Annotated in this window: 15 protein-coding genes; 11 read left to right on the top strand and 4 right to left on the bottom strand. The window is 66.6% G+C overall.

The window, feature by feature from the left end:
* Positions 1–173 precede the first annotated feature (173 nt).
* The 6 genes from SSA01S_RS06680 (at position 174) to SSA01S_RS06655 (ending at position 4,306) form a co-directional block, all read left to right on the top strand.
* Entirely contained in the window at positions 174–422 is a 249-nt protein-coding gene (locus tag SSA01S_RS06680) for an acyl carrier protein (protein ID WP_394664083.1), read from the top strand.
* Positions 419–1,114: an alpha/beta hydrolase family protein gene (locus SSA01S_RS06675; RefSeq protein ID WP_240954541.1), complete on the top strand. Its 696-nt coding sequence runs from the start codon at positions 419–421 to the stop codon at positions 1,112–1,114. Before SSA01S_RS06680 ends, SSA01S_RS06675 begins: the two co-directional genes overlap by 4 nt.
* A complete protein-coding gene (locus tag SSA01S_RS06670) occupies positions 1,102–1,926 on the top strand; it encodes a hydrolase 1, exosortase A system-associated (RefSeq protein ID WP_061779736.1) in 825 nt (274 codons plus the stop codon). The genes SSA01S_RS06675 and SSA01S_RS06670 overlap by 13 nt, the downstream gene beginning before the upstream one ends.
* Before the next feature lie 76 nt (positions 1,927–2,002).
* Entirely contained in the window at positions 2,003–2,860 is an 858-nt protein-coding gene (locus SSA01S_RS06665) for a glucose 1-dehydrogenase (protein ID WP_061779735.1), read from the top strand.
* A gap of 26 nt (positions 2,861–2,886) precedes the next feature.
* The gene (locus SSA01S_RS06660; RefSeq protein WP_061779734.1) at positions 2,887–3,408 is read left to right on the top strand and encodes a ferritin-like domain-containing protein; all 522 of its coding nucleotides are present in this window, start codon (positions 2,887–2,889) and stop codon (positions 3,406–3,408) included.
* Positions 3,409–3,439: 31 nt separating this feature from the next.
* On the top strand, positions 3,440–4,306 hold the full coding sequence (locus SSA01S_RS06655) for a manganese catalase family protein (protein WP_061779733.1): 867 nt from the start codon (positions 3,440–3,442) through the stop codon (positions 4,304–4,306).
* A gap of 74 nt (positions 4,307–4,380) precedes the next feature.
* Here SSA01S_RS06655 and SSA01S_RS06650 read toward each other — a convergent pair whose 3' ends face one another.
* Complete coding sequence (locus SSA01S_RS06650; protein ID WP_061779732.1) at positions 4,381–4,758, bottom strand: hypothetical protein; 378 nt, start codon at positions 4,756–4,758, stop codon at positions 4,381–4,383.
* A gap of 198 nt (positions 4,759–4,956) precedes the next feature.
* Between SSA01S_RS06650 and SSA01S_RS06645 the strand changes: the two genes are divergently transcribed.
* Positions 4,957–6,219, top strand: a complete 1,263-nt coding sequence (locus SSA01S_RS06645) for a M20/M25/M40 family metallo-hydrolase (RefSeq protein ID WP_061779731.1) — start codon at positions 4,957–4,959, stop codon at positions 6,217–6,219.
* 115 nt (positions 6,220–6,334) lie between these two features.
* Here SSA01S_RS06645 and SSA01S_RS06640 read toward each other — a convergent pair whose 3' ends face one another.
* Both SSA01S_RS06640 and msrC read right to left on the bottom strand, forming a co-directional pair.
* On the bottom strand, positions 6,335–7,288 hold the full coding sequence (locus tag SSA01S_RS06640; protein WP_240954938.1) for an RcnB family protein: 954 nt from the start codon (positions 7,286–7,288) through the stop codon (positions 6,335–6,337).
* A 182-nt stretch (positions 7,289–7,470) separates the two neighbouring features.
* Positions 7,471–7,965, bottom strand: a complete 495-nt coding sequence (gene msrC, locus SSA01S_RS06635; RefSeq protein WP_061779729.1) for a free L-methionine (R)-S-oxide reductase MsrC — start codon at positions 7,963–7,965, stop codon at positions 7,471–7,473.
* A gap of 169 nt (positions 7,966–8,134) precedes the next feature.
* On the opposite strand from msrC, the gene SSA01S_RS06630 reads away from it, so the two are divergent.
* The 3 genes from SSA01S_RS06630 to SSA01S_RS06620 are packed head-to-tail and all read left to right on the top strand — an operon-like array spanning position 8,135 to position 10,598.
* A complete protein-coding gene (locus tag SSA01S_RS06630) occupies positions 8,135–9,025 on the top strand; it encodes a 2-dehydro-3-deoxygalactonokinase (protein WP_061779728.1) in 891 nt (296 codons plus the stop codon).
* Positions 9,022–9,651 carry a 2-dehydro-3-deoxy-6-phosphogalactonate aldolase gene (locus SSA01S_RS06625; RefSeq protein ID WP_061779727.1) on the top strand — a complete coding sequence of 210 codons (630 nt, stop codon included), beginning with the start codon at positions 9,022–9,024 and terminating at the stop codon, positions 9,649–9,651. Before SSA01S_RS06630 ends, SSA01S_RS06625 begins: the two co-directional genes overlap by 4 nt.
* Positions 9,652–9,656: 5 nt before the next feature.
* Entirely contained in the window at positions 9,657–10,598 is a 942-nt protein-coding gene (locus SSA01S_RS06620) for a Gfo/Idh/MocA family protein (protein ID WP_061779726.1), read from the top strand.
* Between the two features lie 114 nt (positions 10,599–10,712).
* On the opposite strand, the gene SSA01S_RS06615 is transcribed toward SSA01S_RS06620, so the two are convergent.
* Positions 10,713–13,802, bottom strand: coding sequence for a TonB-dependent receptor plug domain-containing protein (locus SSA01S_RS06615; RefSeq protein WP_061779725.1), 3,090 nt, complete (start codon positions 13,800–13,802; stop codon positions 10,713–10,715).
* Between the two features lie 351 nt (positions 13,803–14,153).
* Here SSA01S_RS06615 and SSA01S_RS06610 point away from each other — a divergent pair, with 351 nt between their 5' ends.
* Entirely contained in the window at positions 14,154–15,191 is a 1,038-nt protein-coding gene (locus tag SSA01S_RS06610; protein ID WP_061779754.1) for a glycosylasparaginase, read from the top strand.
* Positions 15,192–15,229 lie beyond the last annotated feature (38 nt).

The raw sequence follows: 15,229 nt of genomic DNA, 5'->3' as shown, positions 1-15,229 counted from the left end.
CTCGGCCACAAAGTCGAGCACCCGCCCCAAGCCTGCCCCCTCCCGCAGGCGGGAGGGGGCTTTGCTCAGCGCCCTTCCAACACCCGTTGCCCAACGCCTCCCGTCGCTCTAACGCTGTCGCAAACATACGAACAGCAGGGCGACAGGGTTTGGTAGTCGAGGCGAGCAAGGATGTGGACGCCACGGTGCGCGGCGTACTGGCCGATGTGCTGGGCCTGTCGGCGGAGCGTGTCGAGAGCTTCGATGCCGACACCCCGCTGTTCGGCGCGCTGCCCGAGCTGGACTCGATGGCGGTCGCGGGCGTGCTGACCGAGCTGGAGGATCGCCTCGGCATCCTGATCGAAGATGACGAGGTCGATGGCGAGATGCTGGAGACGTTCGGCCAGCTGGTCGCCTTCGCCGACGCCAAGGCGCGCGCTTGATCGACTATTATGACTGGCCCGGCGGGCGCGAGGCGATGTTGCGCTTCGGTCCGGCCGACGGGCCGGTCGTGCTGGTCGCCATGCCCTTCTGGGAAGAAGCGAACCGGACGCGCAGCCTGGTGGTCGCGATGCTGCGGCGGCTGGCCGATCACGGGATCGGCGGCGCGCTGCCCGACTGGCCGGGCACGGGCGAGAGCCTAATCGACACCGAACAGGCGACGCTCTTCAAATGGCGCGAGGCACATGAGGCCGCCGCGAACGCGATGGGGGACCGGCGTTGCTACGGCGTCTCGATCCGGGGCGGCACGTTGGTCGACCTCTTCGGATTGCTGTTCGGCCGCTGGCATCTGGCCCCGATGACCGGCGAGGCGGTGTTGCGCGACGTCATCCGGCTTCGCGCGGCGGCCGGATTGCGCGGTGACGAACATGGTCTGTTCGGCGCGGAGTCGCCGGTGCGGATCGCGGGCAATCGGGTCTCGCCGTATTTCCTCGCCGGGCTGGCGGGGGCCGAACCCTATGACCAGCCGGGCGTGCCGCGCCGTGTCGTGCGCCTCGGCCATGATCGCGGCCCGGCCGACCGCACCATCGACGCCGTGCCCCCCTGGCGCCGGGCGGAGCCGCAGGAGGACGCCGAACTCGCCGCCCTGCTGGCCGACGACATCGCCGAATGGATTGCGTCATGCGAAGGCTGATCTCCTTCCAGTGCGACGATGCGACGCTGGTCGGCACGCTGGACGAGGGCACGCAGCCGACCGGATTGCTGATCGTCTCCGGCGGCAACGAGCCGCGCATGGGGGCGCATCGCGGCCAGGCCTTGCTCGCCGCCCGGATTGCGGCGCGCGGCTATCCGGTATTCCGCTTCGATCGGCGCGGTGTGGGCGATAGCGAGGGGCTGAATGGCGGCTGGCAGGCGAGCGGCCCCGACATCGCCGCCGCCACCGCGAGTTTTGCGCAGGCGGCGGGCGTCGCGCAGATCATCGGCTTCGGCAATTGCGATGCGGCCTCCGCCCTGGCGATGTTCGGACAGGCGGCGGGATTGGACGGCGTGCTGATGTCCAATCCCTGGCTTGCCGAGGAGCCCGATGCGCTGCCGCCCGCCGCCGCGATCCGGCGCCATTATGCGCGCAAGCTCGCCAATCCCGCCGAATGGCTCAGACTCGCGCGTGGGGCGGTCGATTTCGGTCGGCTTCGACAGGGGCTCGCCAAGATCGCCGCGCCCCCCGCCCCCTTTGACGAGACCGCCGCCCCGCTGCTCCACGCCATCGCGAGCTGGGGAAATGCCGCCGCGATCATCGTCGCGCGCGGCGACGCGACCGGTGTCGCCTTCCGCGCCGCCGCGCGCGGTCATGGCTTTGCAATGGAAACGCTGGCGACGGACTCGCACAGCTATGCCGATGCGCTGGACGCGTTGGAGCGCGTGATCCTGGCGCATCTCGACACCGCGTCATCCGGCCAGTCGAGTGCTGGATACGACGATCCGGCGGAACCCGAAAATACGCCTTAATACGCTTTAAGATAACGGTTTTCTTCGGAACGCCGCTCCTTACCCGTCCATTGGGTGGGTCAAGGAGACACGGTCCATGAGCGAACGCCCCACCCCACCCCAGCCCGAACAGCAGCAGGACATGCCCGGCCAGACCGAGGAGATGGACCCGCGCCCCGATCACGGCGAGCATAGCTATGTCGGCCATGGCAAGCTGACCGACAAGAAGGCGATCATCACCGGTGCGGACAGTGGCATCGGCCGCGCGGTTGCCATCGCCTTTGCCCGTGAAGGCGCGGATGTCGTGATCTCGTACCTGTCCGAAGACGAAGACGCCGCTGAGACCCAGCGGCTGGTCGAGCAGGCCGGTCGCAAAGCGCTGCTGATCCCCGGCGATGTCAGCGACCCCGCGCATTGCCGCACCATCGTCGAGCGCGCCGTCCAGACATTCGGCCGGGTCGACATCCTGGTGAACAACGCCGCGCACCAAGCGAGCTTTCAGGCGGTCGAGGACATCAGCGACGAGGAGTGGGAAATCACCTTCGCCACCAACATCCATGCGATGTTCTATCTTGTGAAGGCCGCGTTGCCGCACATGGGCGAAGGCGCGTCGGTCATCAACACGACCTCGATCAACGCCGACAAGCCCAACCAGCAACTACTCGCCTATGCGACGACCAAGGGCGCGATCCACAATTTTACCGCCGGACTGGCTCAGATGCTCGCCGAGCGGAAGATTCGGGTCAATGCGGTGGCGCCGGGTCCGGTCTGGACCCTGCTGATCCCTTCCACCATGCCGCCAGAGGCGGTGAAGAGCTTCGGCGAACAGACGCCGATGGGACGCGCCGCGCAACCCGCCGAGCTTGCGCCGCCTTACGTCCTGCTGGCGAGCGGCGAGGCCAGCTACATCAGCGGCGCGACCATCCCCGTCACCGGCGGCACCCCCTTCCTCTGATCCTCAACGCGAAGGAGCGATGATCCATGGCACCCCTACCCAATGACGTCGTCGCGGCAGTGATCGTCGCCGGGCTGAAGAACGCCCATGCCGTCGAGCACCAGGCGCTGGCGCTGATCGACCGGCAACTCGATCACCTGTCCAACTATCCGGATGTCGCCGACCACTTGCGGATGCACCGCGGCGAGACGGAGCAGCAAATCGTTCGGCTGGAGGACATATTGGACGGCTTCAATGAAAGCCGATCGATCCTCAAGGACGCGGCGCTGAGCTTCTCGGGCAATATGGCGGCGCTGGGCCACATCTTCGCACCCGACGAAATCCTGAAGAACAGCTTCGCCAACTTCGCCTTCGAGAATTTCGAGGCGGCCAGTTACAAATCGCTGATCACTATCGCCGATGTCGGCGGCTTCGGCAGCGCCGTGCCACTGCTCACCCAGTCGCTGAACGAAGAACTGTCGATGGCGGCCTGGGTCGATGAGAACAACGCCGCGCTGACCCGCCGTTATCTCGAACGCCGCGCGGCCGGCGAGACCGCCAGCCACTGATTTCCTCCCCAGCGACCAAGCGAGGCCGATCATGTATTATCACGACAAACGCCTGCAATATCCCGTGCGTTGTGAGAGCCCCGACCCCCTGTTCGCGCGTATGCTGCAACAGGCGATCGGCGGCGTGGAAGGCGAGATCCGCGTCTGCATGCAGTATTTCTTCCAGGCCTGGGGCAATCGCGCGCCCACGCCGAAATATCGCGACATGCTGCTCCACACCGCCACCGAGGAAATCGGGCATATCGAGATGCTAGCGACCGCCGTCGCGCTCAATCTCGACAAGGCGCCCGCCTCGCTTCAGGAAGAGGGCGCGGCGGACGGCATCGTCGGCGCGGTCATGGGCGGCGGCAATGCCCGCCACGCGATCGAAGGCGCGCTGCACAAGCATATCCTGTCGACCGGCCTCGCCGCGCAACCGGTGGACTCGGACGGCGTGCCGTTCAACATGAGCCATATCTATGCCAGCGGGAACATCGCCGCCGACATGTATTGCAACGTCGCCGCCGAAAGCACCGGCCGCGTGCTGGCGACCCGCCTCTACAATGCCGCGCATGATCAGGGCATGAAGGACATGCTTCACTTCATGATCGCGCGCGACACCATGCACCAGGAGCAATGGCTGGCCGTGATCGAGGAACTGGGCGAACAGGCGTCGCTACCCATCCCCAACTCCTTCCCGCAAGCGAAGGAAAGTCAGGATCACAATTACGACTTCTTCGTCACCTCGGTCGACGGCACTTATCCCGAAGGCCGCTGGACCCAGGGGCCGAGTGTCGACGGCCGGGGCGAGTTTACCGTGTTCCGCAACGAACCAATGGGCGAAGAGCCGGTGCTCGGCCCCGCCCGTCCCGACAGCAGCGCCCAGGCCGAACAGATTGGCGAGAAGCCGGTGGCGTAGGCCAGAACACTCCTCCCCTTGCAGGGGAGGAAGAGAAGACCGCCCCGAACCTTCCGGTCCGGGGCGGTTGAGCGTCAGGCCCCAACGGGCATCGTCTTGCCCGTTGTGCGATCCAGCGCCTGCGCGGTCAGCACGTCGAGCGCGGTGGCGAAAACCACGAAGCCGATCGCACCCCAGACCGCCTTCTCACGCGGCGAGCGACGCGCAGAAACCGCCAGCGTCCCCAGGTCGAGCAGATCGCCCATCACCCGGTTCCACGCCCGCGCCGAATGGGCAGGCGCCTGGACCAGCCCGACCCCGGCGACGATCTCGCGCACGCCGTAAGCTTTGACGGCCCCTGCCCCGCCCGGCACCGACAGGCGCTCGGCAATGCGGCGGGAGGCGAGCAGCTCGGCGGCCCCCAAGGCGAGCGAGAACAGGCCAAGGCCCAGGCTGACGGATTTGGCGTTCATAGGACTTACCTCATCGCTATTGTGCATGAACAGCCAACGTGAACGGGCCTGGGACGGTCCATAATTCTATCTAGATCAATCAGTTAGCGGCATTCTACGATGATTGGCACCACGCAGGCCCGGACGCGGCAGGCAGAACCAGTTCGCCCACGAAATCCGGCACTTGCCTGCGCATTCCCACTCGGCCAGTCTGGCGCAATGATCCTCCCGCTTCTGCTCGCCGCCGCCGCGACACCTGTCGCCGCTCCCTCCCCCGCCCGGCTGAAGGCCGATGTCGAAGCACTGGTCGGCTTCGGCACGCGCCACACCGCCTCCTCCTCCACCGATCCCAAGCGCGGCATCGGCGCGGCGCGCGACTGGACCGCCAGACAGTTTGAGACAATCGGCCAGGGCTGTAACGGCTGCATCAGTGTCGAGCGGATCAACCGCCGCTTCACCGGCCCGCGCGCGCCGAACGGGGTGATGGTCGAGGATGTGCTGGGCATCCAGCGCGGGCGCGACCCGAACCGCGTCGTCATCGTCGGCGCGCATATCGACAGCCGTGTGACCGACGTCATGGATGCAACATCCGACGCGCCGGGTGCCAATGACGATGCTTCGGGCGTGGCACTGGTGCTGGAGGCGGCGCGCCAGCTGTCCAAGCGGCAATTCGATGCGACCATCGTCTATGCCGTCTTCTCGGGCGAGGAACAGGGGCTGTGGGGCTCCACTCTGCTCGCCGACACCGCCAAGGCGCGGGGCTGGCGCGTCTCGGCGATGCTGAACAACGATATCGTCGGCAATACCGTCGGCCAGGGCGGCGTGCGCGAGGCACGCTGGGTCCGCGTCTTTTCCGAGGGCATCCGCGCCTCCGAAGACCTGCCCCAACAGCTTCAGCGGCGCGGGAATGGCGGCGAGGATGACGGCCCCAGCCGCGCGCTGGCCAAGGCGATCGACGGCGTGGCCGACAAGCTGGGCGGCCTGGACGTGTTTCTCGACCGCCGCCCCGACCGGTTCGGGCGCGGCGGCGATCACGAGCCCTTCCTGAAGCTCGGCTATCCCGCCATCCGCTTCTCGGTCGCCAACGAGGATTGGGATGCGCAGCACCAGGATCTGCGCAAGGAAGGAAATGTCGCGTATGGCGACACCATCGACAAGATGGACTTCCCCTATCTGGCCAAGGTCACCGCGATCAATATCGCGACGCTGGCCCGGCTGGCCGCCGCGCCGCCCGCGCCCGAGAAGGTGACGATCAGCGGCGCGCTGTCGCGCGACACGCAGGTGGAATGGGCACCGGTGCCGGGCGCGGTCCGCTACCGCATCCACTGGCGGCGCGATGATGTCGCTGACTGGACCCAGTCGAAGGACGTGACCGAAACCAAGGCCCTGCTGATCCAGGTGCCGGTTGACGATCATTTCGTGGGCGTGTCCGCCATCGCGGCCGACGGAGCGGAGAGCCTGGTCACCTTTGGCGGCCGCTGACTCGCGATCAATGGCGGAAGTGAAAGGATGCCGCCCCGAGGGAGTGGAACGGAGCGGCATCCCAATTATCGACCCGGCGTCTCTCGGGGCGATATCCCCCCCCTGGGGGAACGCTTTAGCGACGAACCAGCTTGCTGCGCACTGATGCCCGGCGCGGGGCTGCGCGCACGATCTCGGTCGTGGTGGTCGTCGTTGTCGTGGTAACCGGGGCACCCTGTACCACAATTGTAGTAACGGTGGGAGCAGGATAATAATATCCACCATCATAATATCCCGGCCGTCCGGAGGCCAGGGTGCCGACCGTGGTCGTGGTGGTTACGGTCGTGCCATCGCGGGTCACGATGCGCCGCCCCATGGCGGGCGGCGGGGGCGGCGGATAATCACCGCGATAGCCGTCATCCCCGCCATAACCAGAGCGCCCATAATCGTCATAGCCGGGCGCCACGCCTCGCCGCCGATCCTCGGCCCGGTCGATCGCATAGCCTGCCGCCGCCCCGACGCCTGCACCGATCAGCGTACCGCCCAGCCGGTTGCCACGCCCCGCGATCAGATTGCCCGCGACACCGCCCGCCACCGCACCGATCGCGGCACCGCCGAGGCCATCATCGCGCCGGACCGGCGGCGGATAGCCGGAGCCCGCATAGCCAGGCTGGCCCGTGCCGTCCCAGTCGACCCCATAGACGCTGTCATATACCGACCCACGCGGATCGATCAGCACGGCATCGTCATAGTAACGCGACCAGTGATAGCCGACCGGCGGCTGCGGCAGGGTGTAGACCGCCCAATCCTCCACACCGAAGCGAGGGTCGTTCCAATAGGACGGCATGACCATGCCGCGCACCGGACGCCGATACGCGCGCCAGCCACCCGGCGCATTCGCGCCGCCCCACCAGCGCCCGCCGACTCGGCTGCCCCAGCGCGGACCGCGCATGGTTGGCGTTCCCACCGTGCTGGTCGTCGTGACGGCGGGCTGGGCCGGCGGTGGGGACGGCGCGTCGAAATTGGGCCGAGGATATCGTGCGCCCGCCTGTGCCATCGCTGGAGCGTTCAGCGTCAAGGCCAGGGGCATCGCGATGGTAAGGGCGGTAAGGTGCGAAAAGGGCCGCATGGCGTATCAATATCCCCTGTATCCGTTCGATGGCGTTCCCCCAAACGCCTCAACCGCAACAAGGTTTGATACCAGCGCGCCCAACCTGCCGATAGCGGCGGGACCCGTCCCGAATCGGGTCAGACGGGTCAATCCGCCTCCGCTCAGCCCACCATGCTGGCAAGACGCGGAGCGAGCAGCGTCATCAACGCCTCGCACCCCGTCTGATCCTCCTCGTCAAACCGGCCCGGCTCGGGGCTATCGAGGTCCAGGACACCGATCACCACGCCATCATGCACGATCGGCACCACCAGTTCCGACCGGCTGGCCGCATCGCAGGCGATATGGCCGGGAAAGGCATGAACATCGGCCACACGCTGCGTCTTCGCCTCGGCCACGGCCGCGCCGCACACGCCCTTGCCGACCGGAATGCGGATGCACGCCGCCTTGCCTTGGAAGGGCCCGAGCACCAATTCCCCCGCAACCATGCGATAGAAGCCCGACCAGTTGAGATCGGGCAGATATTGCCCGATCAGCGCGGCAGCATTGGCCATGTTGGCGACGGCATCGTCCTCGCCCGCAGTCAGTGCGTCGAGCGCGGCGTGGAGGTCCCGGTAAAGCTCCGCCTTCGATCCGGCGGCGATGTCGAACTGATACATGATGCGAGATGTAGTCCGTCCGGGTTCTCGCGTCATCCCCCGGAGCCGCCCGTAACGCGGTCGTACATCGCTTTTGCTGGCGAAATTCCTTGCCTCCGACTGCTTGCGCGGCCGATTTTATTGTCCTACAAATCCCTTCACAAAATACCAAGGAGAGGCCGTGCCTGCCGTGTCATCAGACGTGACGCCCGCTTATATCGCGATCGACTGGGGCACGACCAATCGGCGAATCTATGTCCTGACGGCGGGTGGCGCCGTGCTCGACACGGTGCGCGACGATCGCGGGGTGCTGGCCATGGCCCCCGGCGACTATCCCAACGAGATCGCCGCGATCCGCGTGCGCTTCGGCGCCCTGCCGATCATCGCGGCGGGCATGGTCGGGTCGACGCGCGGCTGGCGAGAGGCCGCTTATGTTCCCGCCCCCGCCGATCTTCCGACGCTGGCCGGGGCCGCGACGCGGATTCCCCAGTTGGACGTCACCATCGTCCCCGGCGTCTCGCTGCTGACCGACACGCGCGCCGATGTGATGCGCGGCGAAGAGGTTCAGGTATTGGGTGCGGTCGCCGCCGGGCTCGCGCCTGCCGACGCCTTGTTCGCGCAGCCCGGCACCCACAACAAATGGGTGCGCGTCACGGGCGGCCGGATTGCCGATTTCGCCACCACCATGACCGGCGAGCTGTTCGCGCTGGTCAAGGGACATGGCATCCTGGCCGGGATGCTCGACGGCCCGGTCGCGAACGGCCCGGCCTTTCGCGACGGCCTATCACGCGGGGCGGGCGCCTGCGACCTGACGGCGGCGCTGTTCGGGGTGCGTGCTTCGGTCCTGCTCGGCCGGATCGCCGCCGACGACGCGGCCTCCTACGCCAGCGGCCTGCTGATCGGCAACGATATCGGTGCGGTGCCGGACATGGCGGGGCAGACGGTCCATCTCTTGTCCAGCGGGCTGCTCGCCGACCTCTATACTATCGGGATCGAGGCACGCGGCGGCACCGTCGTCGCGCTCGACAGCCATGCCGGTTTCCTTGCCGGACTTCACGCCATTCGGGAGCATTTGTCATGACCGACCCCGCCCAAAACTTTGCCAAGGCGTTTGCCGCCTGCCCGCTGGTCGCCATCCTGCGCGGCCTGACGCCCGCCGAAGCGATCCCCGTCGCCGACGCGCTGGTCGAGGCGGGCTTCACCCTGATCGAGGTGCCGCTCAACTCCCCCGATCCCTATGACAGCATCGCGGCGATCGCGGCGCATGTCGGCGACCGGGCGATCGTGGGTGCGGGCACCGTCCTGACCACCGAACAGGTCGACCGGGTGAAGGTGGCGGGCGGAACCCTGATCGTCTCGCCCAACACCGATGTCGAGGTCATCGCGCACAGCGTGGCGCAGGGACTGATCTCCCTGCCCGGCTATTTCACCCCGTCCGAGGCCTTCGCCGCCTTGAAGGCCGGTGCGCATGGCCTGAAGCTGTTTCCGGCCGAGGGCGCCTCGCCCACCTTCCTCAAGGCGCAGCGCGCCGTCCTGCCGCGCGAGGTCGCGGTGTTGGCGGTCGGCGGCATCACGCCCGAGAATATGGCCGAATGGCGTGCCCACGGCGCGGACGGGTTCGGTCTGGGTTCCAACCTTTATCGCGCGGGCAAGCCGGCGGCGGATGTCGCCGTGTCGGCGCGCGCTTATGTCGAAAAGGCACGCTGATACCGATGACCGACACGATCCACCTCGCGCTGGTCGGCATGGGCAAGATCGCCCATGACCAGCATGTCCCCGCCATCGCAGGCAACCCGGCCTTTCAGCTGGTCGCGACCGTCAGCCGCTCGGCCAACGGGGTCGAGGGCGTGCCGCACTTCCACGACATCGACGAACTCGCCAAAAGCGATGTGACGGTCGATGCGGTGGCGCTGTGCACCCCGCCCCAGGTCCGCCACGCCATCGCCGCCGCCGCGCTGGCGAACAACTGGCACGTCTTCCTCGAAAAGCCGCCGGGCGCGACGCTGGCCGAAGTCGCGGTGCTGGAGGAGCTGGCGGCCAAGGCCAACGTCACCCTGTTCGCCAGCTGGCACTCGCGTTACGCACTGGGCGTCGAGCCTGCGCGCAAATGGCTGTCGACCCGCAAGGTCACCTCTGCCGCCATCACTTGGCGCGAAGATGTGCGCCAATGGCATCCGGGCCAGGCCTGGATTTGGGAAGCCGGCGGCTTCGGCGTGTTCGATCCCGGCATCAACGCGCTGTCGATCGCGACGCACATCATGCCGCAGCCCTTCTTCATCGAGCGTGCGACGCTGGACTTCCCCGCCAATCGCGACGCGCCGATCGCCGCCGACGTGGCGTTCCGCACGACCGACGGCACGCCCGTCACGCTCGACCTCGACTGGCGGCAGGAAGGCCATCAGAGCTGGGACATCGTCGTCGAGACGACCGACGGCACGCTGAAGCTGGCCGAGGGCGGCGCCGTGCTGACCCTGCCCGACGGCTCGACCCCGCATCGGGAAGAAGGGCTGCACGGCGAATATCCGGGCCTGTACGCGCGCTTTGCCGAACTGGTGCAAGGCGGACGCTCGGACGTCGACATCGCTCCCCTGCGCCATGTCGCCGACGCCTTCATGCGCGGTCAGCGGCGTGAGGTGGAAGACTTCGTGGAATAAGTCACTCCCGACCGGATCGGGATACGAAAAAAGAAGGCCGGTTGTCCCGCAGGACGACCGGCCTTTTCAGTTCGGGGATGGGCGAAAGGCCGAAGCCTCTCGCCGGGGGGAAGGTTAGAAGTTGATCGTGGTCCCGATCGCGATCTGGCGACCCAGCGCGTCGTAACGCTGCGGCGCGGTGTTGGAGCGCGACAGCGCGACCTGATAGGAGTTGGGGACGATCGGCGGAGACTTGTCGAACACGTTGTTCGCGATGATCCGGAAAGCGAATTTCCGCGCGATGTTCCAGCTAAGCGCCAGGTCGAAATAGCTCTGCGGCGAGATACGCGCGAACGTGTTCTGGAACCGCTCCGGCGTGCCGCCGATGTCCGGGTTGCCCGAATTGTTCGCCGTGGTCAGCGAGCCGGTATAGCGCCAGTTAAACGACACGTTGAACACCCGGTCCGCCGTCGTCCAGGTGGTGCGCAGGGTGTGCATCCACTTGGGGATCAGCTGGCCGCAGGAAATGCCGTTCGAGAAATAGCCCGAGCAGTTATACTGCCGACGGAGCGGCGAATCCTGCCCACCGGCCAGCGTCGACAGCGATCCGTTGAAGCCCCAGTCGATCCGACCAGCATTCTTCAGGTCCAGCGAATACTGACCCTGGAAGTCCCAGCCATAGGCGAGCGACCGGTAATAGTTGGTCGTTCCCTGCCGCACGAAACCGCTCGACGGATTGCCGGCGGGCGCATTGGCGATCGAGCCGGTGGTCGGATCGCGCACGATGCCGTTGCAGAAGAACGGATCGCCGTTCGACGCCAGACAGCCCTGCAGATAATAGTCCGCACCGTTATAGCCGAGCGAGTTGACCAGACGAATCTGATAGCGGTCGGCCGAGAAGACCAGCCCCGGAATGAAGCTGGGCTTCACCACCAGACCATAGGTCAGGGTATAAGCGGTTTCCGGGTCGGCCGTGAAGCCGCCGGAACGCGTCGTGCACCCCTCGGTCGGACAGAGCAGCGAGGCGCTGCCGTACAGATTGTCCGCCAGCCCCGTCTTGCTGCACAATTCGCGCGAGCCCAGCGGCGTGGTCGTCACGGTGCCGTCGGGCAGCGTGCGCGAGACGGGCGCGCAGAAATCGGTCAGCGTCGCGTTGCGGCCATAATTGATCTGCGTCGCCTGCCGAATCTCGATCACCGTCGGCGCGCGCTGTGCCTTGTTGTACGAGGCGCGGAAGGTGATGTCGGCAACCGGCGCGTACAGGCCCTCGACCTTCCAGGTCGAGAAGCTCTTCGGGTTGGAGCTGTACTTCGACACGCGGAAGCCGCCATTGGTCTGCAGCAGATGCGCGAACGGCTTGTTCTGGATCAGCGGCGCCTGAACCTCGATGTTGGATTCCCAGACGTCCTGGCTCAGCCGCGCGTCCTGGTCGCCGAACTGGTCGACGAAGCCCGCATCGGCGGTCGAGATCAGCCGGTCCTTGCGATACTCGGTGCCCAGCGACACGGCCAGACCTTCATCGGCCCAGGGGCTCTTGATGCCGTACTTCGTCAGGTCGCCGTTCACCACCGCGATCGCGTCGAACAGCTGAGTGATCGTCCGCCGCTGGCCGGTCGCCCCGCTGGAGAACAGATAGTTGGTCAGCGCGTTGCTGCCCGAGCCCGCGCGGAACGCATCGAAGGGGATGCAGGACGGATCGGTGCCGTTGACCACCGAACGGCAGGTCGGCGTGCCATTGACCGACACGACGTCCAGCGCGCGGTTCACCCGGTCGTTCTGCGACGTCGGGCCAAGATACCAGTCCTGCTGGTTGCGGGCATAGACCCCGCCCACGTCATAGGACCAGGCATCGCCGATATTGCCACGCACGCCGCCGCTGGCGCGGAAGCCCATGTTGACGAAGCGGTCGGCCTGGGCGGGCTGTCCGTCGAAGCGATACCGCACGTCGAGCGGCACATAGCCGTTGCTTCCCGGCGCACAGCCCAGCGCACCCGCCTGACCACCGGACAGGAAAGGATTGTCGCAATTCACCTGATAGGGCGTCGTGCCCTGCACCGAATAGGCATAGACGCGGCGCGGCGTCGGGTTCTCGGAGGTGTCGCGGAACCAGATTCCATCACCATAGATCTCGACCTCGGGTGCGATCTTGAAGTTGACGAAACCGCCCGCCGTGTAGCGCTCATTGGCGCGCTGGAACGACACATCGTCATAGGGATTGGCGGCATTGCCCGCACCGGGGCCCCAGGGGACGAAGGTCCGCGAACCGTCGGGATTGTTGACATATTGCGCATTGGCATTGGGTCCCGATACCGGCGAGACGAAGCCGCTTCGCGAATAGGTGGACAGCGGCGAACAGGACAGCGCCGAGTCCTTGGTCAGCTGCGCCACCGGGCACGCCGCATAGGAGCGCGCGCCGTTCTGGACGAGGTCGGCCTGACGATAGTTGAAGAAGCCCGAGACGTTCAGCCGGTCGTCGAGCAGCTTCTTGCCCGCCGTTACCGTCAAGTCGGCCCGGCCGCCGTCATTGGTCAGCCCGCGCGCCGACGGAAAGCCCGCCGCATTGGCGATCGGCGTGACCAGCGTGTCCTTGTTCAGGTGGTTGTAGAAATTGTAGTTCGCATCGACGCGGATGCCGTCGAAATCCTTGCGCAGGATGAAGTTGACGACGCCCGAGATCGCGTCCGAACCATAGACCGAGGAAGCACCGCCCGACAGCACATCGACGCGCTCCAGCAGGCTGGCCGGGATAATACCGGTGTCCTGCCCATTCTGGGTGCCCAGGCGCTTGCCATCGACCAGCACCAGCGTACGCTCGAAGCCCAGATTGCGCAGCTTGATCCGCTGACGACCGTCGGAATCGGCATAGTTGGACTGGGCGTCGGGCGCGACCTGCGGCAGGCGGTTCAGCACCTCTTCGACATTGAGCGGGGCCTGCGCCTGGATGTCCTGGCGCGTGACCGAGGTGATCGGCGCGGCGGAGGCGAGGTTGGGACGGGTGATGCGCGTGCCGGTGACGATGACCTCGCCGCCGCTGGTTGCCTGAGGCGTACCGCTGATCGCGGCGGCGCGGGTCTGGGCGGCGTCGGCGCTGATCGAGCTGTCGTTATCGTCCTGGGTGGTGCCGTCCTGGGCGGTCGATCCGACCTGCTGCGCGGCAGCGGGTGCGACGAGCATCAGCGAGGCGGCGGACAGCGCCAACCATGATGCGGAGTGCTGGATTTTCATGAGGTCTCCCCTTCATCCCGGCCGATGGGCCGCCGGGTACGGGAAAAGGACAATGTGTTTGACGTAGCACGTCAATACCTAATGCATACCTATGCATCACCCATCCTTACATTCGAGCGCCACTGTCACCCGAAAGACACAAATAAAAACGATTTCAATGCTTTAAGTTGGTTGTTAGCAATGTTTTGACACGGTGCCTCGCCCTCTACATCGGTGCCCGTGCCGACAGCCCTTCTCGATTCGAGCAAGTGGTTCCATATCGGTCGCCTCTGCCCTTGCAGCTTTCGCTTTCCCCCCGCAGTATCGGCCGCAGGTGCAGGCTGAATGGCCCGCGAGGGGATGGAGCAGACAATGCAGGACGAACGGCGTGCTTTTCTCGGCGGGATCGCCTCGCTCGCAGGGGTCGGAGCGGGGCTTGCCGCACCCGTGCGCGCACTCGCCAAAACGGCTATGGGTGGCGGGTCCAATGCGATGATCGTGTCCACCTGGGACTTCGGGGCGCCGGCCAATGACGCCGCCTTCGCCAAGGGGCGCAGCGGCGGATCGCTGATCGATATGGTCGAGGCGGGCGTGATGGTGCCGGAGGCCGATCCCAACAACCATTCGGTCGGCTATGGCGGCTATCCCGATCGCGACGGGCATGTGACGCTGGACGCGGTCATCATGGACGATGCGGGCGGCGTCGGCGCGGTCGCTGCGCTGGAGGACACGGTCCACGCCATCTCGGTCGCGCGCGCGGTGATGGAGCATACGCCCCACACCTTCCTGGTCGGCGAAGGCGCGACCCGCTTTGCCCGCGACCGGGGCTTCCCGCGCGTCAACCTGCTGACCCCGGAGGCGGAAAAAGCCTGGCGCGACTGGCTGAAGACGCAAAACTACAAGCCTGTCGCCAATAGCGAGACCGGCACCTATGGCGCGGGGCGTCCCGGTACGCCCGGCGGTGCGCTCGACCATGACACGATCGGGATGCTGGCGCGCGATGCGAGCGGGCGGATGGCGGGCGCCTGCACGACCTCGGGCATGGCGTTCAAGATGCGCGGGCGCGTCGGGGACTCGCCGCAGGTCGGGTCGGGTCTCTATGTCGAGCGCGGCGTAGGCGGTGCGACCTCGACCGGGCTGGGCGAGGAAGTCACCCGCACCGTCGGCACCGCGCGCGTCGTCGCCTCGATGCGCCATGGGCTAAGCCCGCAGGCGGCGTGCGAGGAAGCCGCCAAGCATATCGCCTCTCTGCGCGGCGATGCGATCAAGGGGGTGCAGGTCGGCTTCCTGGCTATGGATACGGCCGGGCGGGTCGGGGCGTTCTGTCTGTTGCCGGGCTTCACCTATGCGGTGACCGACGCGACCGGCACGACACGGGTCGAAAAGGCCCCGTCGCTGTTCAAGGCTTAAAATCCTCCCCGGCAGGGGGAGGTGGCAGGGCGCAGCCC

Origin of the sequence: Sphingomonas sanguinis NBRC 13937 (assembly GCF_001591005.1) — a bacterium.
GTDB lineage: Bacteria > Pseudomonadota > Alphaproteobacteria > Sphingomonadales > Sphingomonadaceae > Sphingomonas > Sphingomonas sanguinis.
This window is presented reverse-complemented; position numbering and strand designations above follow the sequence as displayed.

Excerpts from the sequence above, each read along its gene's own strand:
- SSA01S_RS06670 (WP_061779736.1), top strand. The coding sequence starts at position 1,102 with ATGCGAAGGCTGATCTCCTTCCAGTGCGACGATGCGACGCTGGTCGGC.
- SSA01S_RS06665 (WP_061779735.1), top strand. The coding sequence starts at position 2,003 with ATGAGCGAACGCCCCACCCCACCCCAGCCCGAACAGCAGCAGGACATG.
- SSA01S_RS06660 (WP_061779734.1), top strand. The coding sequence starts at position 2,887 with ATGGCACCCCTACCCAATGACGTCGTCGCGGCAGTGATCGTCGCCGGG.
- SSA01S_RS06655 (WP_061779733.1), top strand. The coding sequence starts at position 3,440 with ATGTATTATCACGACAAACGCCTGCAATATCCCGTGCGTTGTGAGAGC.
- SSA01S_RS06650 (WP_061779732.1), bottom strand. The coding sequence starts at position 4,758 with ATGAACGCCAAATCCGTCAGCCTGGGCCTTGGCCTGTTCTCGCTCGCC.
- SSA01S_RS06645 (WP_061779731.1), top strand. The coding sequence starts at position 4,957 with ATGATCCTCCCGCTTCTGCTCGCCGCCGCCGCGACACCTGTCGCCGCT.
- SSA01S_RS06640 (WP_240954938.1), bottom strand. The coding sequence starts at position 7,288 with ATGCCCCTGGCCTTGACGCTGAACGCTCCAGCGATGGCACAGGCGGGC.
- msrC (WP_061779729.1), bottom strand. The coding sequence starts at position 7,965 with ATGTATCAGTTCGACATCGCCGCCGGATCGAAGGCGGAGCTTTACCGG.
- SSA01S_RS06625 (WP_061779727.1), top strand. The coding sequence starts at position 9,022 with ATGACCGACCCCGCCCAAAACTTTGCCAAGGCGTTTGCCGCCTGCCCG.
- SSA01S_RS06620 (WP_061779726.1), top strand. The coding sequence starts at position 9,657 with ATGACCGACACGATCCACCTCGCGCTGGTCGGCATGGGCAAGATCGCC.
- SSA01S_RS06615 (WP_061779725.1), bottom strand. The coding sequence starts at position 13,802 with ATGAAAATCCAGCACTCCGCATCATGGTTGGCGCTGTCCGCCGCCTCG.
- SSA01S_RS06610 (WP_061779754.1), top strand. The coding sequence starts at position 14,154 with ATGCAGGACGAACGGCGTGCTTTTCTCGGCGGGATCGCCTCGCTCGCA.